Genomic DNA, 21,381 nt, shown 5'->3' with positions numbered 1-21,381 from the left:
CGGGCGTAGGAGATCTCTCCACGCCCGTGCGATCATGTTAAGGGCTAAATAAACATGGCGAAGAGTGATTACTACGAGATTTTAGGCGTCGCCAAATCCGCGGACGAGCGTGAAATCAAAAAGGCTTACAAACGCCTGGCAATGAAATTTCACCCGGACCGCAATCCAGGTGATAAAGAAGCCGAAGCTAAATTCAAAGAGGTCAAGGAAGCGTACGAAATCCTGACCGATGCGCAGAAGCGTGCGGCTTACGATCAGTATGGTCATGCAGCCTTTGAACAGGGCGGCATGGGTGGCGGTGGATTCGGCGGCGGCGGCTTTGGTGGCGGCGGTGCAGACTTCAGCGATATCTTTGGCGACGTGTTCGGTGACATCTTTGGTGGTGGACGCCGTCAGCGCGCATCCCGTGGCGCCGATTTACGCTACAACATGGAGCTGTCGCTGGAAGAAGCGGTACGCGGCGTGACCAAAGAGATCCGCATTCCAACGCTGGAAGAGTGTGATGTCTGCCACGGCAGCGGCGCGAAAGCGGGCACCCAGCCACAAACCTGTTCAACCTGTCACGGTGCAGGCCAGGTGCAGATGCGCCAGGGCTTCTTCACTGTTCAGCAGGCCTGTCCGACCTGTCATGGTCGTGGCTCGGTGATTAAAGATCCGTGCAACGCCTGTCATGGCCATGGCCGCGTTGAGAAGTCGAAAACGCTGTCAGTGAAAATCCCGGCAGGGGTCGACACCGGCGATCGCATCCGTCTGAGTGGCGAAGGTGAAGCGGGCGAGCAGGGCGCACCAGCGGGCGATCTCTACGTTCAGGTCTCGGTGAAGAAGCACCCGATCTTCGAACGTGAAGAGAACAACCTTTACTGTGAAGTGCCGATCAACTTTGCAATGGCGGCGCTGGGCGGTGAGATTGAAGTACCGACACTGGATGGTCGCGTGAAGCTGAAAGTGCCGTCAGAAACCCAGACCGGCAAGCTGTTCCGCATGCGCGGACGTGGCGTCAAATCTGTCCGTGGCGGCGCGGTCGGCGATCTGCTGTGCCGTGTTGTGGTGGAGACACCGGTCAGCCTGAACGAAAAACAGAAAACGCTGTTGCGTGAACTGGAAGAGAGTTTTGGCGGCCCAAGCGGCGAGCATAACAGCCCACGCTCAAAGAGCTTCTTCGACGGTGTGAAGAAATTCTTTGACGATCTGACACGCTAAACCGTATCAGACTAAAAAACGGAGCCGCGGGCTCCGTTTTTTTTGCTGGATGCTATACGCCATCTGTTATTAGCATCAACCGGCTTTTCGCCCTTAATTCGGTTAAACCGAAGGAAAGGCGAGGCATAAGCTGCTTTTAACGAACTATATGAGCCGCTACACTCTTTATCTTTCTATCGCTGATCAGGAAGATAAACGTTGAATAAGCCTCGTAGTCTCAAAAACCTGCTTAAAAGCTTCATTGAAAGTGACGCCAGTAATGGCATGGTGTTAATCATGGCAGCTGTGGCGGCCATGATTCTCGCCAACTCTGCCGAAACCGCTCACGGCTATCAGGCGTTTCTCAATGAACCCGTTCAAATCCGCTTCGGTGCACTGGATATCAGTAAAAATCTGCTGTTATGGATCAATGATGCGCTGATGGCGCTGTTTTTCCTGCTGATTGGTCTGGAAGTGAAGCGTGAGCTGATAGTCGGCGAACTCGCAAGCCGTGACAAGGCGATCTTTCCCGTCATTGCGGCATTAGGCGGTATGGCACTGCCCGCGCTTGTTTTCCTCGGCTTCAACCATGGTGATGAGATAGCACGCAACGGCTGGGCTATCCCTACGGCGACCGATATCGCGTTTGCTCTGGGTGTCCTCGCCCTGCTTGGCAGCCGTGTTCCTGCAGCACTGAAAGTTTTCCTGATGGCGCTGGCGATTATCGATGATCTTGGGGCTATCGTTATTATCGCCCTGTTCTACACCAGTGGCCTCTCAATGCTCTCCCTGGGCGTTGCGGCAGGGGCGATTGTTGTGCTGGCACTGCTCAATTACTTTAATGTCCGTAAAATCTCGGTCTATATGCTGGTTGGGATCGTGCTCTGGACCGCCGTGCTGAAGTCCGGCGTCCATGCCACGCTGGCGGGCGTCATTGTGGGCTTCTTCATACCGCTGGAAAAGAGAGAAGGGCATTCACCCGCAGAACATCTGGCGCACGGTCTGATGCCGTGGGTGAACTGGCTTATTCTGCCGCTGTTTGCCTTCGCGAACGCCGGTATTTCACTGACCGGTATTACGCTGAGTGATGTCTTTTCACCGGAGCCGTCTGGCATCATCCTCGGCCTGTTAATCGGTAAACCTTTGGGCATTACCCTGTTCTGCTGGCTGGCTGTCAAACTGCGGCTGGCGGTATTACCTCACGGCACCACCATCCGCGATATCATGGCGATTGGCGTGCTGTGCGGCATCGGTTTTACGATGTCTATTTTCATCAGTTCGCTCGCCTTCGATTCGGCACATGAGCAGCTTGTGACCTTCTCTAAACTGGGGATCCTGACGGGTTCTGTGCTGTCAGCGGTTATTGGTTATACCCTGCTGCGGATTAAACTGCGTTAATGGAGAGGAGGCGAAAGCCTCCTTTTTTTCGATGAATCAGCTCAATTTTAACCATCTCTATTACTTCTGGCAGATCTGCAAAAGCGGCTCTGTGACAGCGGCAGCAGAGGTACTCTCTCTGACTCCCCAGACCATTACCGGGCAGATTAAGACGCTTGAGGAGCGCCTGCAGGGCAAGCTGTTCCGTCGTCAGGGCCGGGGACTGGTGCCGACTGAACTGGGGCAACTCGTGTTCCGCTATGCTGACCGCATGTTTATGCTGGGTCAGGAGATGCTGGATATCGTGAACTACCGCAAGGAGTCCCACCTGTTGCTGGATGTCGGAGTCGCCGATGCGCTCTCTAAGCAGCTGGTCAGTAAGGTGCTGGAAACGGCGGTGGTTGCAGAGGAGAAGACGCATCTGCGCTGTTTTGAGTCGACCCACGAAATGCTGCTGGAGCAGCTCAGTCAGCATAAGCTGGATATGATTATCTCTGACTGCTCCATCGACCCCACTCAACAGGAAGGGCTGTTTTCGGTGAAGCTGGGGGAGTGCCCGGTCAGTTTCTGGTCTGCTCAGCCGCTCACCGGTCTCACTTTTCCTGCCTGTCTGGAAGCGCGTCCGCTGCTGATTCCAGGACGCCGCTCAATGCTCGGCCGGAAAATCCTCAACTGGATTACGACTCAGGGGCTGCAGGTGGAGATTCTGGGGGAGTTTGATGATGCGGCACTGATGAAGGCGTTTGGTGCGCGTAAGAATGCCATATTTGTCGCGCCAGTGCTGGATGAGCAGGATAGCGGGCAGCGTGATGCGGTTACAGAGGTTGGTCGGCTAGATACCGTGTCAGAGGAGTACCATATCATCTTTGCCGAACGGATGATTCAGCATCCGGCGGTGCAGCGTCTCTGTCACGCAGACTTCAGCGGACTCTTTCCCCGCCAGAGTACAGACGAAAAAAAACCGGCGTAAGCCGGCTTTTTCAACAAAGCGATTAACAAGAGGCGATTAAGCCAGTTTGTTGATCTGTGCAGTCAGGTTAGATTTATAACGTGCAGCTTTGTTTTTGTGGATCAGACCTTTAGCGGCCTGACGATCCACAAGTGGTTGCATTTCATTGAATGCGTTCTGCGCAGCAGCTTTGTCGCCTGAAGCGATCGCCGCGTATACTTTCTTAACGAAGGTACGCATCATTGAGCGGCGGCTAGCGTTATGCTTACGGCGTTTCTCAGATGTTACGGCGCGTTTCTTAGCTGATTTGATATTAGCCAAGGTCCAACTCCCAAATGTGTTCTATAGAGACAAATCAAAGGCCGAGGACTATGCCCTTCTAACCTGATTTTGTCAATGGATTTGTGCAAATAAGCGTCGCTCTAAGAACGGCACTCGATTACGTATTTGATGGCGCAAGATTCTACCAGCTTCCCCTCACTGAATACAGTATTTAGCGACAAAATTCTTAACATGCACATCTGCAACAGGAAATGCAGCCGCTAAAGCATGAAAGGCGTGCAGACGGGTTAACCTGAGCCGCTTTCAAGGGTATAATCCGCCGATTTCCACCGGTTTGGGCCAGCCATGAAGTTTATCCGCGGTATTCATAATCTTAACGAGCAGCATCGCGGCTGCGTTCTGACCATTGGTAATTTCGATGGTGTACATCGCGGGCATCAGGCGCTGCTGTCGCGACTGTGTGAAGAGGGACGTAAGCGTAACTTGCCCGTCGTGGTGATGGTATTTGAGCCACAGCCGCTGGAGCTGTTTGCCGGTGATAAAGCCCCGGCGCGCCTGACACGCCTGCGTGAAAAACTGCGCTATATGGCGGAAGCGGGTGTGGATAAAGTGTTGTGCGTGCGGTTTGATCGTCGCTTTGCGGCCTTGTCTGCACAGCGCTTTATCAGTGACCTGTTAGTCGACAAGCTGGATGTAAAGTACCTTGCGGTAGGTGATGATTTCCGCTTCGGCGCTGGTCGCCAGGGGGATTTCCTGTTATTACAGAAAGCCGGTGTGGAGTATGGCTTTGAGGTCGTCAGCACCGAAACCTTCTGTGACGGTGGTAAGCGAATCAGCAGCACTGCCGTGCGTCAGGCGCTGGCTGCGGATGATTTAGCGCTGGCGCAGTCGCTGTTAGGTCATCCCTTCACTATTTCCGGCCGCGTCGTGCACGGTGATGCACTGGGACGCACGCTGGGTTTCCCGACTGCGAACCTCCCTTTACGCCGCAGCGTCACGCCGGTGAAAGGAGTGTATGCCGTGGAGGTACAGGGTCTGACGCCCGAGCCACTGCCGGGTGTTGCTAATATCGGCACCCGTCCGACCGTAAAAGGTTTACGCCAGCAGCTTGAAGTTCACCTGCTCGACATCAATATCGATCTCTATGGTCGTCACATTGATGTGGTGCTGAAACAGAAAATACGAAACGAGCAGCGCTTTGCCTCACTGGAGGCGTTGAAAGAACAAATTGCGAACGATGTGGTAACGGCCCGGCAGTTCTTTGGGCTGCTTTAACCTGAGCGAAAAACGGAATCGAGAATCTGATGAGTGACTATAAATCTACCCTGAATTTGCCGGAAACGGGATTCCCGATGCGTGGCGATCTGGCCAAACGCGAACCGGGAATGTTGCAACGCTGGTATGCTGACAACCTGTACGGCATCATCCGCGAAGCCAAAAAAGGGAAAAAAACCTTTATCCTGCATGATGGCCCTCCTTATGCGAACGGCAGCATTCATATTGGTCACTCCGTTAACAAGATTCTGAAAGACATTATCGTTAAGTCGAAAGGCATGGCGGGTTATGACTCGCCTTATGTGCCCGGCTGGGACTGCCACGGTCTGCCAATCGAACACAAAGTTGAGCAGATGATCGGCAAGCCAGGCGAGAAAGTCACCGCCGCGGAATTTCGTGCCGCATGCCGCAAATATGCTGCCGAACAGGTTGAAGGCCAGAAAGCGGACTTTATCCGTCTGGGCGTGCTGGGCGACTGGGATCGTCCTTACCTGACCATGGATTTCGGTACCGAAGCCAACATCATTCGTGCGCTGGGTAAAATCATCGGTAATGGCCATCTGCACAAAGGCGCGAAGCCGGTGCACTGGTGCCTGGATTGCCGTTCTGCCCTGGCAGAAGCGGAAGTGGAATATTACGACAAAACCTCTCCGTCGATTGATGTGATGTTTAATGCCGTCGATACCGACGCAGTGCGTGGGGCGTTTGGCGTATCCCAGGTTAATGGCCCGATCTCACTGGTTATCTGGACCACGACGCCGTGGACATTACCGGCTAACCGCGCGATCTCCCTGCATCCTGAATTTGAATACCAGCTGATCCAGATCGACGGCCGCGCCCTGATCCTGGCGAAAGAGCTGGTGGAAAGCGTCATGAAGCGCGCCGGTGTCAGCGAATGGCAGGTGCTGGGCGAATGTCAGGGCGCTGCGCTGGAGCTGCAGAAGTTCCAGCATCCGTTCCTGGCGCTTGAGTCGCTGGTCGTACTGGGCGAGCACGTGACCCTGGACGCGGGTACCGGTGCCGTTCACACCGCGCCAGGCCACGGCCCGGATGACTATGTTATTGGCCAGAAATATGGCATCGAAACCGCGAATCCGGTAGGACCGGATGGCGCCTATCTGCCAGGCACGTATCCGACGCTGGATGGGGTCAATGTCTTTAAAGCCAACGACATGATCGTTGAACTGCTGAAAGAGAAAGGCGCGCTGCTGCACGTTGAGAAACTGCTGCACAGCTACCCGCACTGCTGGCGCCATAAAACGCCGATCATCTTCCGCGCCACGCCGCAGTGGTTCATCAGCATGGATCAGAAAGGATTGCGTGCGCAGTCGCTGAAAGAGATCAAAGGCGTGCAGTGGATCCCGGACTGGGGCCAGGCGCGTATCGAATCGATGGTGGCGAACCGTCCTGACTGGTGTATCTCTCGTCAGCGTACCTGGGGCGTACCGATGGCGCTGTTCGTTCACAAAGAGAGCGAAGAGCTGCACCCTGACACGCTGGCGCTGATGGAGAAAGTGGCGCAGCGTGTTGAGCAGGAGGGTATTCAGGCCTGGTGGGATCTTGACCCGCGTGAACTGATGGGCGACGACGCCGATCACTACGTTAAAGTGCCGGATACGCTGGATGTCTGGTTTGACTCCGGCTCAACCAGCTATTCTGTAGTGGATGCGCGTCCGGAATTTGGCGGACATGCGCCAGACCTCTATCTGGAAGGATCCGATCAGCATCGCGGCTGGTTTATGTCCTCGCTGATGATCTCCACGGCAATGAAGGGCCAAGCGCCTTATCGTCAGGTACTGACGCACGGTTTCACCGTGGATGGTCAGGGCCGTAAAATGTCGAAATCAATCGGCAACACGGTCGCGCCGCAGGATGTGATGAACAAACTGGGCGCCGATATTCTGCGTCTGTGGGTGGCCTCAACCGACTACTCGGGTGAAATGGCGGTCTCCGATGAGATCCTCAAGCGCTCTGCCGATGCCTATCGTCGTATCCGTAACACCGCGCGTTTCTTGCTGGCTAACCTTAGCGGCTTCAACCCGGTCACCGATCTGGTGAAACCGGAAGAGATGGTCGTGGTCGATCGCTGGGCAGTGGGTCGCGCACAGGCGGCACAGGCTGATATCGTTGCCTCATACGAGAACTACGATTTCCATGAAGTGATCCAGCGTCTGATGCAGTTCTGTTCGATTGAGATGGGCAGCTTCTATCTCGATATTATCAAGGATCGTCAGTACACCGCGAAAGGTGATGGCCTGGCGCGTCGCAGCTGCCAGACCGCGCTGTGGCACATCGTCGAAGCGCTGGTGCGCTGGATGGCACCGATCATGTCCTTTACAGCGGATGAGATCTGGGGCTACCTGCCAGGCGAACGTGCGCAGTATGTCTTCACCGAAGAGTGGTATCAGGGTCTGTTTGGCCTGGCGGAAGATGAAGCGCTGAATGATGCCTACTGGGCCGAGCTGCTGAAAGTGCGTGGCGAAGTGAACAAGGTGATCGAGCAGGCACGTGCGGATAAACGTATCGGTGGTGCACTGGAAGCAACGGTCACGCTGTATGCCGATCCGGAGCTGGCCGCTAAACTGCATGCGCTGGGTAATGAGCTGCGTTTTGTGCTGCTGACTTCTGGCGCACAGGTGGCGGATTACGCGCTGGCGAACGATGAAGCGCAGCAGAGTGAACTGCTGAAAGGTCTGAAAATCGCGCTGCACAAGGCGGAAGGCGAGAAATGTCAGCGCTGCTGGCATTACACTACCGACGTCGGACAGAATCCTGAGCATGCTGAGGTCTGTGGTCGTTGTTACACTAACGTAGCCGGTGACGGCGAACAGCGTGAATTTGCCTGATGCGTAAACCTATTTTATCAACCGGATTGCGCTGGCTGTGGCTGGTGCTGGTGGTGATTGTTGTCGATTTCGCCAGTAAGCAGTGGGTGATGAACAACATGATGCTGCATGAAACCCAGCCGCTGATGCCCTACCTGAACCTGTTCTATGCGCACAACTATGGCGCGGCGTTCAGTTTCCTGGCGGACAAAGGGGGCTGGCAGCGCTGGTTCTTTGCGGGAATCGCGCTGGCTATCGTGATCTCACTGGTGGTGATGATGTATCGCAATCATGCCAGTCAGAAGATGGCCAATATCGCCTATGCTCTGATCATTGGCGGCGCGATCGGCAATTTGTTTGATCGCTCATACCATGGCTTTGTGGTCGATTTTATCGATTTTTATGTCGGTAACTGGCACTTCGCTACATTTAATATCGCTGACTGCGGCATCTGTATTGGGGCTGCACTGGTGGTGCTGGAGGGCTTTTTCAGCCCGAACGGCAAACAGGCTAAACAGAAAGGGTAAGTGATGACTGAGTTCGTGCAGCGCGAAAGCGCGGTGTTGGTGCATTTTACGCTGAAGCTGGAAGATGGCTCGACGGCGGAATCGACCCGTGCAAACGGCAAGCCCGCGCTGTTCCGTCTCGGTGATGGCAGCCTCTCTGCAGCGCTTGAGCAGGCATTGCTGGGGCTGAAAGCGGGTCAGACTAAACAGTTTACTCTGGAACCGGAAGATGCCTTTGGTGGCGTCAGCCCTGACCTGATCCAGTATTTCTCGCGTCGGGACTTTATTGATGCAGGCGAACCGGAAGTGGGTGCCATCATGCTGTTCAGCGGCATGGGCGGCAGTGAAATGCCAGGCGTGATCCGCGAAGTCTCCGGTGATTCTATCACCGTCGATTTCAACCATCCGCTGGCGGGTCGCCGTATTCAGTTTGATGTAGAAGTGCTGGAAATCGATCCGGCACTGGAGACGAACGATGCAAATCCTGTTAGCTAATCCGCGCGGCTTCTGCGCTGGCGTTGATCGCGCCATCAGTATTGTTGAGCGCGCGCTGGAGATGTATGGCGCGCCCATCTATGTCCGTCACGAAGTGGTGCATAACCGTTACGTGGTGAACAGCCTGCGTGAGCGCGGTGCCATCTTTATTGAAGAGATCAGCGAAGTGCCGGATAACGCCATTCTGATCTTCTCCGCGCACGGGGTTTCACAGGCGGTGCGTGCCGAAGCTAAAGCGCGCAATCTGACCATGCTGTTCGATGCTACCTGTCCGCTGGTCACCAAAGTTCATATGGAAGTCGCACGCGCCAGCCGTAAAGGCGTGGAAGCGATTCTGATTGGTCACGCGGGTCATCCGGAAGTTGAAGGCACCATGGGGCAATACAACAACCCCAATGGTGGCATGTATCTGGTGGAGTCGCCGGAAGATGTCTTCAGACTGACCGTCAAAGACGAAAACAATCTGAGCTTCATGACGCAGACCACGCTTTCTGTGGATGACACTTCAGACATCATTGATGCCCTGCGTCAGCGTTTCCCGGCGATCATCGGGCCGCGTAAAGATGATATCTGCTACGCCACCACCAACCGTCAGGAAGCCGTTCGTACGCTGGCGAAAGATGCGGAAGTGGTGCTGGTGGTCGGTTCGAAAAACTCTTCGAACTCTAACCGTCTGGCCGAGCTGGCACAGCGTGCCGGTAAACTGGCAAAGCTGATCGACTCTGCCGATGATATACAGGAAGAGTGGGTAAAAGGCGTGGCCTGCATCGGCGTTACCGCAGGTGCTTCAGCCCCCGATATTCTGGTGCAGCAGGTGATCCAGCGGTTACGTGAGCTGGGTGGCGAAGCGGCGATTGAGCTGATTGGCCGTGAAGAGAATATTGTTTTTGAAGTGCCTAAAGAGCTGCGCGTCGACGTACGTAACGTGCAGTAACGCTTCGATATGACTGATAAAAAGGCCGACTCTGTTCGGTCTTTTTTGTTTTTATAGCCCGGCTGAAATGCCGTTGTTCACTGCGATGATTGCTTTTACTGATAATCACAGGCGGCTGGCATAAAATTCTTATTATCATGGATTATTAGTGGCGTGACTGTTAACTCACCGTTAACCTGATGACGCTTTGGATGCATAGTTTTGTTTTAGGAATGAATAAATATGAACACTATCCGGATTGCTATTGTGGGCGCGCCGGGCCGTATGGGCCGTAATCTGATTCTGGCGACGCAGCAGGCAGAAGGCGTTGAGCTGGGTGCGGCACTGGCCCGTCCAGGCTCATCGCTGATCGGCAGCGACGCTGGTGAATTAGCGGGCATCGGAAAGAATGGCATCCTCATCGCTGACGATTTACGCGCGGTGACTAACGACTTTGATGTGCTGATCGACTTCACCCGTCCGGAAGGCACGCTGGAGTATATGGCGATCTGCCGTGAGCACGGAAAAGCGATGGTGATTGGCACCACCGGTTTTGATGAGGCAGGCAAAGCAGCCATTCGCGCGGCGGCGGAAGATATCGCCATTGTCTTTGCCGCTAACTTCAGCGTGGGGGTTAACCTGGTGCTGAAGCTGCTGGAGAAGGCTGCCAAAGTCATGGGTGAATATGCGGATATTGAGATTGTCGAAGCCCATCACCGCCATAAAGTGGATGCGCCGTCTGGCACCGCGCTGGCGATGGGTGAGGCGATAGCCGATGCCATGCAGTGGAAACTGGACGAGCATGCGGTTTATACGCGTGAAGGCTACACCGGTGAACGCCAGCCACAGACCATTGGTTTTGCTACGGTTCGCGCGGGTGACATCGTGGGTGAGCATACGGCGATGTTTGCAGATATCGGTGAGCGTGTAGAGATTACCCACAAGGCCTCAAGTCGCATGACCTTTGCAAATGGCGCCGTTAAGTCAGCTTTATGGCTAAAAGATAAGAAATCTGGTTTTTTTGATATGCGTGACGTGCTGGATTTGTCGATGTTGTGAGTGTTGTGAACCATCGTGATGTGGTTATTTCAATCGTTAATACCTTGATTGAAAAGGGGCAATGTTTTCATTGCCCTTAATTTTATCTTAAAATATCCATTCTGATTCAAAATTACTTTCTGGTTGTTGTTTTCCCATCTTTTCTTCATTTATTTTCCCTGATGGACGCCGTTTTTGACCATTTGGTCAAAAATAAGGGGCCGCTTAAGCCGGTTTCGTTTTTATGTCGCCTGGCAAACGATTATTCTGCCGGGTTTTCCTCTCTTTTTGCCGCTCATACCTGTTTTTTACCTCATAAGGCAGATAAGTGTGAAAAAATCCCGCTGCAGGGTAGACAATGACCAGGGCTGTCATTAGAATGCGCGCAATTTGCCAAAAATCGACAATTCAGGCGGTTTTTGCATTGATTCAGGCGGCTATTTTGAATTAATATGCAGATATATTGACTGTTTATTCCCTGGAGGATGTTTTGATAAAGTCAGCAATCCTGGTTCTGGAAGACGGAACCCAATTCCACGGTCGGGCCATCGGGGCAACAGGATCGGCAGTGGGAGAAGTCGTTTTCAACACTTCAATGACCGGCTATCAAGAAATCCTCACTGATCCTTCCTATTCCCGCCAAATCGTTACTCTCACTTATCCCCATATCGGTAATGTCGGTGCCAATGCCGCCGACGAAGAATCCAGCCAGATTCATGCGCAGGGCCTGGTTATTCGTGACCTGCCGCTGATTGCCAGCAACTTCCGTAGCGAAGAAGGCCTGTCGGCCTACCTGCAGCGCAACAACATTGTGGCGATTGCCGATATCGATACCCGCAAGCTGACGCGCTTGCTGCGTGAGAAAGGGGCGCAGAACGGCTGCATTATTGCCGGCGACAATCCGGATGCCGCACTGGCGCTGCAAAAGGCCCAGGCATTCCCGGGACTGAAAGGAATGGATCTGGCGAAAGAGGTCTGCACCACTGAGACTTACAGCTGGCAGCAGGGCAGCTGGACACTGGACGCAGGTCTGCCAGAGCAGGCTGCTGCGGAGTCGCTGCCATATCACGTGGTGGCTTATGACTACGGCGCCAAGCGCAACATTCTGCGTATGCTGGTCGATCGCGGCTGCCGTCTGACTGTGGTTCCGGCACAGACGCCAGCTGAAGAGGTTCTGAAGCTGAATCCGGATGGCATTTTCCTCTCCAACGGTCCTGGTGACCCGGAGCCGTGCGACTACGCGATCAGCGCGATTCAGGACTTCCTGAAGACAGAGATTCCGGTGTTCGGTATCTGCCTGGGTCATCAGCTGCTGGCGCTGGCCAGCGGTGCTAAAACCGTGAAGATGAAACTCGGCCACCATGGTGGTAACCATCCGGTGAAAGATCTCGAAAATAACCGCGTGATGATCACCGCGCAGAACCACGGTTTTGCGGTCGACGAGAACAATCTGCCAGCAAACCTGCGTGTGACCCACATTTCGTTGTTCGATAAAACCGTGCAGGGCATCCATCGCACTGACAAGCCAGCATTCAGCTTCCAGGGTCACCCGGAAGCCAGCCCGGGTCCGGGTGATGCTGCGCCGCTGTTTGACCACTTTATTGAATTGATTGACGCATTCCGTCTGAAAGCGAAGTAATCAGGAGCTAATTCATGCCAAAACGTACAGACCTAAAATCCATCCTGATTCTTGGTGCCGGTCCGATTGTGATCGGCCAGGCCTGCGAATTTGACTATTCCGGTGCGCAGGCGTGTAAAGCGCTGCGTGAAGAGGGTTACCGCGTCATTCTGGTGAACTCCAACCCGGCGACGATCATGACTGACCCGGAAATGGCTGATGCGACCTACATTGAGCCGATTCACTGGGAAGTGGTGCGCAAAATCATCGAAAAAGAGCGCCCGGATGCAGTACTGCCCACCATGGGCGGACAGACGGCGCTGAACTGTGCGCTGGAGCTGGAACGTCATGGCGTGCTGGAAGAGTTTGGCGTCACCATGATTGGTGCGACTGCTGATGCGATCGACAAAGCAGAAGATCGTCGTCGTTTCGACGTGGCGATGAAAAGCATTGGTCTGGATACGGCGCGCTCCGGCATCGCACACACTATGGAAGAAGCGCTGGCCGTGGCAGAAGATGTTGGCTTCCCGTGCATTATCCGTCCTTCCTTTACCATGGGCGGCACCGGTGGCGGCATCGCTTACAACCGCGAAGAGTTTGAAGAGATTTGTGAACGCGGTCTCGACCTCTCTCCCACCAATGAGTTGCTGATTGATGAGTCGCTGATTGGCTGGAAAGAGTATGAGATGGAAGTGGTGCGCGATAAAAACGATAACTGCATCATCGTCTGCTCAATCGAAAACTTCGACGCAATGGGGATTCACACCGGTGACTCCATCACGGTAGCGCCTGCCCAGACGCTGACTGACAAAGAGTATCAAATCATGCGTAACGCCTCGCTGGCGGTACTGCGTGAGATCGGTGTTGAAACTGGCGGCTCCAACGTGCAGTTCTCCGTTAACCCGAAAGATGGCCGACTGATTGTCATCGAGATGAACCCGCGCGTGTCACGCTCCTCAGCGCTGGCGTCAAAAGCGACCGGCTTCCCGATTGCTAAAGTGGCGGCCAAACTGGCGGTTGGCTATACCCTCGACGAGCTGATGAACGATATCACTGGCGGTTTAACGCCTGCCTCGTTCGAGCCTTCAATCGACTACGTTGTTACCAAGATCCCACGTTTCAACTTCGAAAAATTTGCCGGTGCCAACGATCGCCTGACCACGCAGATGAAGTCGGTCGGCGAAGTGATGGCGATTGGCCGTACCTTCCAGGAGTCCATGCAGAAAGCGCTGCGCGGCCTGGAAGTAGGCGCTAACGGCTTCGACCCGAAAGTGCACCTCGATGACCCGGAAGCGTTAACCCGCATCCGTCGTGAGCTGAAAGATGCCGGTTCAGACCGTATCTGGTATATCGCAGATGCTTTCCGTGCAGGCATGTCCGTCGATGGCGTGTTCAATCTGACCAACATTGACCGCTGGTTCCTGGTGCAGATTGAAGAGCTGGTTAAACTGGAAGATCAGGTCGCCCGCGAAGGCGTTAATAGCCTGGATGCGAATTTCCTGCGCACGCTGAAGCGTAAAGGCTTTGCCGATGCACGGCTGGCGACGCTGGCGGGTGTGGCGGAGAGCGAAATCCGCAAGCTGCGTCAGCAGTTTAATCTGCACCCGGTTTACAAGCGCGTAGATACCTGTGCCGCAGAGTTCGCGACGGACACGGCCTACATGTACTCCACCTATGAAGAAGAGTGCGAAGCCAATCCGAGTCCGGATCGTGAAAAAATCATGATTCTGGGTGGTGGACCCAACCGTATCGGCCAGGGTATTGAATTCGACTACTGCTGCGTTCACGCCGCACTGGCGCTGCGTGAAGATGGCTACCAGACCATTATGGTTAACTGTAACCCGGAAACCGTTTCGACCGACTACGACACCTCCGATCGCCTCTACTTCGAGCCGGTTACGCTGGAAGATGTGCTGGAGATTGTGCGCATTGAGCAGCCAAAAGGCGTGATCGTGCAGTATGGCGGTCAGACTCCGCTGAAACTGGCGCGTGCGCTGGAAGCCGCAGGCGTACCGGTTATCGGCACCAGCCCGGATTCCATTGACCGTGCTGAAGACCGTGAACGTTTCCAGCAGGCGGTTGATCGCCTGAATCTGAAGCAACCGGCTAACGCCACCGTCGCGACGCTGGAGCAGGCGGTGGAGAAAGCTGCTGGCCTGGGTTATCCGCTGGTGGTCCGTCCTTCTTATGTGCTGGGCGGCCGTGCCATGGAGATCGTCTACGATGAAATCGACCTGAAGCGCTACTTCCAGACGGCGGTTTCGGTTTCCAACGATGCGCCGGTGCTGCTGGATCGCTTCCTGGATGATGCGGTCGAAGTGGATGTGGATGCGATCTGCGACGGCGAGCGGGTGCTGATTGGTGGCATCATGGAACACATCGAGCAGGCTGGTGTTCACTCCGGTGACTCCGCCTGTTCACTGCCGGCCTATACGCTGAGTCAGGAGATTCAGAATGTGATGCGCCAGCAGGTTGAGAAGCTGGCATTCGAGCTGAATGTTCGCGGCCTGATGAACGTCCAGTTCGCGGTGAAAGACAACGAAGTCTACCTGATTGAAGTCAACCCACGTGCGGCGCGTACCGTTCCGTTCGTCTCTAAAGCGACGGGTGTACCGCTGGCGAAAGTGGCCGCGCGCGTGATGGCAGGTAAAACGCTGGCAGAGCAGGGCGTCACTGAAGAGGTGATTCCGCCTTACTACTCCGTTAAAGAAGTGGTGCTGCCGTTCAACAAGTTCCAGGGCGTTGACCCGATTCTGGGACCAGAAATGCGCTCTACCGGTGAAGTCATGGGTGTGGGCCGCACGTTCGCTGAGGCGTTCTCGAAAGCGATGCTGGGCGCACAGAGCAATATGAAGAAGTCGGGCCGTGCGCTGTTGTCGGTGCGTGAAGGCGACAAGAAACGTATCGTTGACCTGGCGGCTAAGCTGCAGAAGTTCGGTTTTGAACTGGATGCGACTCACGGCACGGCGGTGGTACTGGGCGAGGCGGGCATTAATCCGCGCCTGGTTAACAAGGTGCATGAAGGTCGTCCGCATATTCAGGACCGTCTGAAGAATGGCGAGTATAGCTACATCGTGAATACCACGGCGGGTCGTCAGGCGATTGAAGATTCGAAGCTGATTCGCCGTAGCGCACTGCAGTATAAAGTGCACTACGACACTACGCTGAACGGCGGTTTCGCGACTGCGATGGCGCTGAATGCAGATCCGACGGAACAGGTTATCTCCGTTCAGGAAATGCATGCCCAGATAAAGGCGATGTAATGTGAAAAACGGCTCCTCCGGGAGCCGTTTTTTTTGGCCCTTTCACTGGCGATAATCTGAAAGTCAGGTCCAGGAAGGGGTTGGGATTTGTGTTAAAGTGACTGATTTGGCTTAATTTTTTAGCTTTAGGTGCGAATGGGGCTGGTTCGCACAAATTTATAATATAAACACTTCCTGTACGGATTTTTCGCCAGTACTATGCCTGCCGCTCATCACTGGAGCGTATCAGGACATAATTAAAAAATGAAAATGCGTACTTTTTCTCTGAGTGCAGTGGCTGCACTGATGGCTATTCTTCCTTTCGCCAGCCAGGCGGAAGTGACGTTGTTAAAGCAGGATCCGCAGGCGGGCGATCCGCTTAGCCGTCTTAATTTTAAGGTTGGCGGCAGCATTCGTGCTCAGTTCAATCATCAGACCGGCGTGGATGACAAATCTTACAAGCGTGACGGTTTTGATGGCGGCACCCGTTTCCGTTTCGGTGCTGACTATTACCTGTTTGATGACGTGAGCTGGATCAGCTATTACGAGCTGGGCGTTAACGTCCCGGCAGTTTTCGGCTGGGATCGCCACTATGCTGACGGTGCCAATAACACCACGCGTCGCCAGCTCTACACCGGTCTGAAAAGCAAAACCTGGGGTCAGCTTACCTTTGGTCAGCAGAACAGCGTGTATTATGACACTGTGGGCGCCAAGACCGATATCTGGGATTACGACATGATCGGCCAGGCACCGGGCAACGGAATCAACGGTGACTACGACGGATCTTACCGTTCACGCAAGCAGCTGAAATATAAAAACACCTTCGGCGATGCAGATATTTACGCCTCTTATCTGTTCGACGATAACGAATATCTGCCAGGCAATGGCCTGCGCTATAAGCGCAAAGGCGGCGGCTCGCTGGGCGTGGATTACCATATCTCTGATGAACTGAGCTGGGGCACGGCGTGGAACTACACCCGCGCGGCGATGCGTAACCCGAACAATGGCGACAGCCGCGATTACGATCAGAACATTTACGGCTCTGCATTAAGCTGGACACCAGGCAACTGGACGCTGTCAGCCGGTGGTGGCTGGTATCAGAACTTCATGACGACCAAACGCAAAGACGCGCGTAACTACTTTGCTGGCGATGCGTGGGGCGTTGAATATTTCGCCGGTTACAAAATCCCGGTGGGGCAGTATGGTCTGAAAGCGGTTCAGCCTTATGTTATGGGTGATCGCATTGAGGTCATGACCGGTCGTGATTACCAGCGCATCGACAACGGTCTGGGTGTGGTGCTGTTCCTCGACTACGGTTTCCGTGTTGACTACGAACATGTCTTCACCTCCAGCACCGATAACCTGGGTGATATGAATCTGGTGCGTCTGCGCTACGACTTCTGATCATCCTGACGAGCCTTAATCAGGCTTGCAGCGATAAACGATCTTAACGGGCAGGGAGCACAGGCAGAGGAGGAAAGCGTCCCGCGCCATGGAAAAAAACGCCGGGAGCGTTTTTGAACAACGCAAAGCGTTGGCCCGTATACGGGCGCACCTCAGGGATGAGGTGCGTAATCGCGCGGGCCGAGCGGTCATGGATAACAGCTTTTGCGTCTTTCCGATCTGACTGTGTTCCCTGTGCTGCACCGATCTTACCGCTAGCCAGACCAGGCTTTACGGCTCCTCCGGGAGCCGTTTCCTTTTGCGCACGCTTTTTGTGCCAGCCTGAGGCCTGTCGCTGGCGAGCTGCGGCAAACTGACGCGATTACGCGGTGAAAAACGCTGCACAGGGCATGAAAAGCGGCATCATGAAAAGCTTTACGCAAATAGACCTTTTCCCCTATCGACGAAAGTTTCACCTTTACGTATCATGGCGCCAATTTTTTCAGTGAGTGGTTAACATGATTAGTCTTATCGCGGCATTAGCAGCAGATCGCATTATTGGAATGGAGAACGCCATGCCGTGGGACCTGCCTGCAGATCTGGCGTGGTTCAAGCGCAATACGCTGAAGAAACCGGTCATTATGGGTCGACTGACCTTTGAATCTATTGGTCGTCCGTTACCTGGCCGGCTGAACATCGTGGTCAGCAGTCAGCCGGGCACCACGGAAGGCGTCACCTGGGTCACCTCACTGGATGAGGCGATACAGGCAGCCGGTGATGCTGAAGAGATCATGGTGATTGGCGGTGGACGCGTCTATGAGCAGATGCTGAAGCGCGCCGATCGTCTCTATCTGACGCACATTGATGCAGAAGTTGAAGGTGATACACAGTTCCCGGATTACGAGCCGGATGAGTGGCAGTCTACGTTCAGCGAGTTTCACGATGCTGACGAGCAGAACTCCCACAGCTACTGCTTTGAGATCCTCGACCGTCGTCGCTGATCCTCCCTTTGCCAGACTGTAACCTGGCTGTCATCTCTGTTCATTAGCATTGCTTCTTTTCTGGGATCTTCATGAAGGAAGCAATTAATAATGAAAATCGAACTCTCCGCATTAAGCACTGACCGTCTGCGTGATCCTCTGCGTCGTAAATTCATTGCCGGTTCCGGCGCTCTCGGGCTGACCGGCTTTCTCAGCGGCGGCCTCACACTCTCAGGAAGCGCACTGGCGCAGGAGAAGCCAGCGGGAAGCCCATTGCTGGGCTTTCAGGGGATTGCCGCATCCACCGCCGATAAGGTTGTGGTGGCCCCCGGCTATCGCGCAGACGTGCTGATCTCCTGGGGAGATCCGCTGGTGAATGGCGCCGTCGCATTTGATCCGCACGGCAATAACAGCGCGGAAGATCAGGAAAAGCAGTTCGGTGACAACAACGACGGTATGAGCTTCTTCGCCATTAATGACCAGCGTGGCGTCATGGCGATCAACAATGAATATGTGAATGAGCCGACGCTGTTCGCCCACGGCGGCAGCAAAGCGACCAGCCTGGAAGATGTGAAAAAGTCGCAGGCGGCGCACGGCATCTCCATCGTTGAAGTCAAACGGGATGAGGACAATCGCTGGCAGGTGGTGCGTCCTTCTGAGTTCAACCGCCGTATTACCGCCAATACTCCGATGCGCTTTTCCGGTCCGGCAGCGGGCGATAAAGCGCTGCAGACCGCCGCCGATCCACAGGGAATGCATGTCCTTGGCACCTTTGGTAACTGCGCCAACGGTAAAACGCCGTGGGGGACTTATCTCACCTGTGAAGAGAACTACGACACCTACTTTGGTACCCATCAGGCGGACTTTACGCCAACGCCGCAGCAAAAGCGCTATACCCTGAATGCCGCCGAGCCAGAGCGTAACTGGGCCGACTTTGATCCCCGTTTCGACATCGCCAAAAACCCCAATGAATTTAACCGCCACGGCTGGATTGTCGAAATCGATCCCTTTGATCCTCACTCCGTGCCGGTAAAACGCACTGCACTGGGGCGCTTCAAGCACGAAAATGCCGCCGTTACGGTCGCTAAAACCGGTCAGCTGGTGGTTTACATGGGCGACGATGAGCGCGGCGAGTATATCTATAAATATGTCTCAGACGACAAAGTCATCCCGGATGATGCCAAAGCCAATCACGGATTGCTGGATAAAGGCACGCTCTATGTGGCGCAGTTCAATGGCGATGCGCAGGGCACGCCGCTGAAAGGTACCGGCCGCTGGCTGGCGCTGAAGTGGGGTGAAAATGGACTCACCGCTGAAAAGGGGTTTAACAGTCAGGCCGATATTCTGATTAATGCGCGTGCGGCGGCTGATGTGGTTAACGCCACGCGGATGGACCGGCCAGAGTGGATTGCTGTTAACCCGCATGATGGTCGTGCTTACTGCACGCTGACTAACAATAACAAACGCGGCAATGAAGGCATGCCGGTTAATGCGGCGAATCCGCGTCCTAAAAATATCTACGGCCAGATTATCCGCTGGGATGAAAAGGGCGATGCCACGGCGCAGGCGTTTGAGTGGGATATCTATGCGTTGTGCGGCAATCCGATCGCGCATCCTGAAGGGATCTATCGCGGTACACCTAACATCACCGCTGAAAACACCTTTAACAGTCCCGATGGTCTGGGGTTTGATGCGCACGGGCGGTTATGGATCCTGACCGATGGCAAGTACAGTAATAAAGAGGATTATCAGGGGCAGGGGAACAATCAGATGCTGGTAGGGGATCCGGATAGTGGGGAGATCCGCCGGTTCATGGTTGGCCCCAAATCATGCGAGCTGACGGGCATCACCTTCACGCCAGATTACAAAACGCTGTTCGTCAATGTGCAGCATCCCGGCGAAGAGGGTGACTCGCACTTTCCCGATAACAGTCCGCGTCCCCGGTCGTCAGTGATCATGATCACCCGCGAAGATGGCGGCATTATCGGCGCATAAGAGAGGATGCTGGCCTTGCCGGCCAGCATCGCCGTTATAGCGCGGGCGGTGCCAGACTTTCGCTGGAGGCCAGCGCTTTTTCGCGATTGGAGGGCTGTACCACATAGCGTTGCGTTTCCCAGTGCAGCAGCGTCAGCGTTCCGCCCCAGCAGCAACCGGTATCCAGACCGATGATTCCTTCAGGCGTCCCTTTGCCTTCCAGCGAGGCCCAGTGACCGAACACAATGGTGTAGTCACGTGCGACCGGCCCCGCAATGTTAAACCAGGGTTTTAGCGGGGGAAGGGCAGATTCAGGGGCATCTTTGCAGATCATATCCAGCTGACCATTGGGAAAGCAGTAACGCATGCGGGTCAAAGCGTTAGTGCTGAAGCGCAGACGTGCCAGACCAGTCAGATCTTCACTCCAGTTATTCGGCATGTCGCCATACATCGCATCCAGAAACAGCGGATAACTGTCACTGGCAAGTACCGCTTCAACTTCACGCGCACACTTTTTCGCGGTCTCGATATCCCATTGCGGCGTGATACCGGCGTGTCCCATCACCAGCTTTTTCTCTTCATCAACCTGTAACAGCGGCTGACGACGCAGCCAGTTGATCAGCTCATCCGCATCGTCCGCTTCCAGCAACGGTGTCAGGCGATCTTTGGGCTTATTACGGCTGATTCCAGCGTAGACCGCCAGCAGATGTAAATCGTGATTGCCCAGCACCAGACGCACTGCGTCGCCCAGCGATTTTACGTAGCGCAGAACCTCAAGTGAGCCCGGACCCCGCGCCACTAAGTCGCCGGTCAGCCACAGGGTATCCTGCTCAGGATTGAAATCAACCTGTTGCAGCAAGGCACGTAATTCGTCGTAGCAACCGTGAACGTCGCCAATCAGGTATGTGCTCATAAGGTTTTATCCATCAGGAAGCTGCCCGACTAAACGGGCAAAAAGCGTATGAATTAATGAATGTGGGTCTGAATGGCGAGGCGGAACACCGGGATCTCGACATGGAAGGTGTCACCCTGTTCGTCGACCATCACATAGTGTCCCTGCATGGTGCCCATCGGTGTTTCGATCACGGCTCCGCTGGTGTACTGAAACTCATTGCCTGGCGCGATAAGCGGTTGTTCACCCACCACGCCTTCGCCCTGAACTTCCGTTTCGCGGCCGTTACCGTTGGTAATCAGCCAGTAACGTCCCAGCAGTTGCACTGAGGAACGGCCCAGATTGCGAATCGTAATGGTATAGGCGAAGACGTAACGATCATCATCCGGTGAGGATTGTGAGGCAACGTACTGGCTTTGCACATGGACGGAGACGCGGGCCGTTTCACTCATG

General features: G+C 54.6%; 17 protein-coding genes. 14 read left to right on the top strand and 3 right to left on the bottom strand.

The window, feature by feature from the left end; all coding sequences use genetic code 11:
* The first annotated feature begins 54 nt into the window (after positions 1-54).
* The 3 genes from dnaJ (at position 55) to nhaR (ending at position 3,526) form a co-directional block, all read left to right on the top strand.
* Entirely contained in the window at positions 55-1,200 is a 1,146-nt protein-coding gene (gene dnaJ, locus NP77_RS01845; RefSeq protein WP_003854835.1) for a molecular chaperone DnaJ, read from the top strand.
* 198 nt (positions 1,201-1,398) lie between these two features.
* Complete coding sequence (gene nhaA / locus NP77_RS01840) at positions 1,399-2,577, top strand: Na+/H+ antiporter NhaA (protein WP_003854833.1); 1,179 nt, start codon at positions 1,399-1,401, stop codon at positions 2,575-2,577.
* 31 nt (positions 2,578-2,608) lie between these two features.
* Entirely contained in the window at positions 2,609-3,526 is a 918-nt protein-coding gene (nhaR, locus tag NP77_RS01835; protein WP_003854832.1) for a transcriptional activator NhaR, read from the top strand.
* Positions 3,527-3,562: 36 nt separating this feature from the next.
* Here the strand turns inward: nhaR and rpsT are convergent, their stop codons facing one another.
* Positions 3,563-3,826: a 30S ribosomal protein S20 gene (gene rpsT / locus NP77_RS01830; protein WP_008925553.1), complete on the bottom strand. Its 264-nt coding sequence runs from the start codon at positions 3,824-3,826 to the stop codon at positions 3,563-3,565.
* A 306-nt stretch (positions 3,827-4,132) separates the two neighbouring features.
* On the opposite strand from rpsT, the gene ribF reads away from it, so the two are divergent.
* From ribF to NP77_RS01775, 11 genes are all read left to right on the top strand, one after another.
* Positions 4,133-5,062, top strand: coding sequence for a bifunctional riboflavin kinase/FAD synthetase (gene ribF / locus NP77_RS01825; RefSeq protein ID WP_039658806.1), 930 nt, complete (start codon positions 4,133-4,135; stop codon positions 5,060-5,062).
* A gap of 29 nt (positions 5,063-5,091) precedes the next feature.
* Complete coding sequence (ileS, locus tag NP77_RS01820) at positions 5,092-7,908, top strand: isoleucine--tRNA ligase (RefSeq protein WP_039658805.1); 2,817 nt, start codon at positions 5,092-5,094, stop codon at positions 7,906-7,908.
* Entirely contained in the window at positions 7,908-8,414 is a 507-nt protein-coding gene (lspA, locus tag NP77_RS01815; protein WP_003854827.1) for a signal peptidase II, read from the top strand. Before ileS ends, lspA begins: the two co-directional genes overlap by 1 nt.
* A gap of 3 nt (positions 8,415-8,417) precedes the next feature.
* Complete coding sequence (fkpB, locus tag NP77_RS01810) at positions 8,418-8,888, top strand: FKBP-type peptidyl-prolyl cis-trans isomerase (RefSeq protein WP_003854824.1); 471 nt, start codon at positions 8,418-8,420, stop codon at positions 8,886-8,888.
* Positions 8,869-9,822, top strand: coding sequence for a 4-hydroxy-3-methylbut-2-enyl diphosphate reductase (gene ispH, locus NP77_RS01805; RefSeq protein WP_003854823.1), 954 nt, complete (start codon positions 8,869-8,871; stop codon positions 9,820-9,822). Before fkpB ends, ispH begins: the two co-directional genes overlap by 20 nt.
* Positions 9,823-10,044: 222 nt before the next feature.
* Positions 10,045-10,860 carry a 4-hydroxy-tetrahydrodipicolinate reductase gene (dapB, locus tag NP77_RS01800; protein WP_039658804.1) on the top strand — a complete coding sequence of 272 codons (816 nt, stop codon included), beginning with the start codon at positions 10,045-10,047 and terminating at the stop codon, positions 10,858-10,860.
* A 469-nt stretch (positions 10,861-11,329) separates the two neighbouring features.
* Entirely contained in the window at positions 11,330-12,478 is a 1,149-nt protein-coding gene (gene carA / locus NP77_RS01795) for a glutamine-hydrolyzing carbamoyl-phosphate synthase small subunit (protein ID WP_039658803.1), read from the top strand.
* A 14-nt stretch (positions 12,479-12,492) separates the two neighbouring features.
* Positions 12,493-15,720 (top strand): carbamoyl-phosphate synthase large subunit, encoded by a 3,228-nt coding sequence (gene carB / locus NP77_RS01790; protein WP_003854816.1) that lies wholly within the window; start codon positions 12,493-12,495, stop codon positions 15,718-15,720.
* 243 nt (positions 15,721-15,963) lie between these two features.
* Positions 15,964-17,103, top strand: a complete 1,140-nt coding sequence (locus NP77_RS01785; RefSeq protein WP_039658801.1) for a porin — start codon at positions 15,964-15,966, stop codon at positions 17,101-17,103.
* Positions 17,104-17,600: 497 nt separating this feature from the next.
* Positions 17,601-18,083, top strand: a complete 483-nt coding sequence (gene folA, locus NP77_RS01780) for a type 3 dihydrofolate reductase (protein ID WP_033763249.1) — start codon at positions 17,601-17,603, stop codon at positions 18,081-18,083.
* A gap of 90 nt (positions 18,084-18,173) precedes the next feature.
* Entirely contained in the window at positions 18,174-20,057 is a 1,884-nt protein-coding gene (locus NP77_RS01775) for a PhoX family phosphatase (protein WP_039658798.1), read from the top strand.
* A gap of 34 nt (positions 20,058-20,091) precedes the next feature.
* Here the strand turns inward: NP77_RS01775 and apaH are convergent, their stop codons facing one another.
* Together apaH and apaG are read right to left on the bottom strand one after the other, a co-directional pair.
* The gene (gene apaH, locus NP77_RS01770; protein WP_003854809.1) at positions 20,092-20,949 is read right to left on the bottom strand and encodes a bis(5'-nucleosyl)-tetraphosphatase (symmetrical) ApaH; all 858 of its coding nucleotides are present in this window, start codon (positions 20,947-20,949) and stop codon (positions 20,092-20,094) included.
* A gap of 53 nt (positions 20,950-21,002) precedes the next feature.
* A complete protein-coding gene (apaG, locus tag NP77_RS01765) occupies positions 21,003-21,380 on the bottom strand; it encodes a Co2+/Mg2+ efflux protein ApaG (RefSeq protein WP_003854807.1) in 378 nt (125 codons plus the stop codon).
* Position 21,381 lies beyond the last annotated feature (1 nt).

This window comes from Pantoea sp. MBLJ3, assembly GCF_000816655.1.
Taxonomy (GTDB): Bacteria; Pseudomonadota; Gammaproteobacteria; order Enterobacterales; family Enterobacteriaceae; genus Pantoea; species Pantoea eucalypti.
This window is presented reverse-complemented; position numbering and strand designations above follow the sequence as displayed.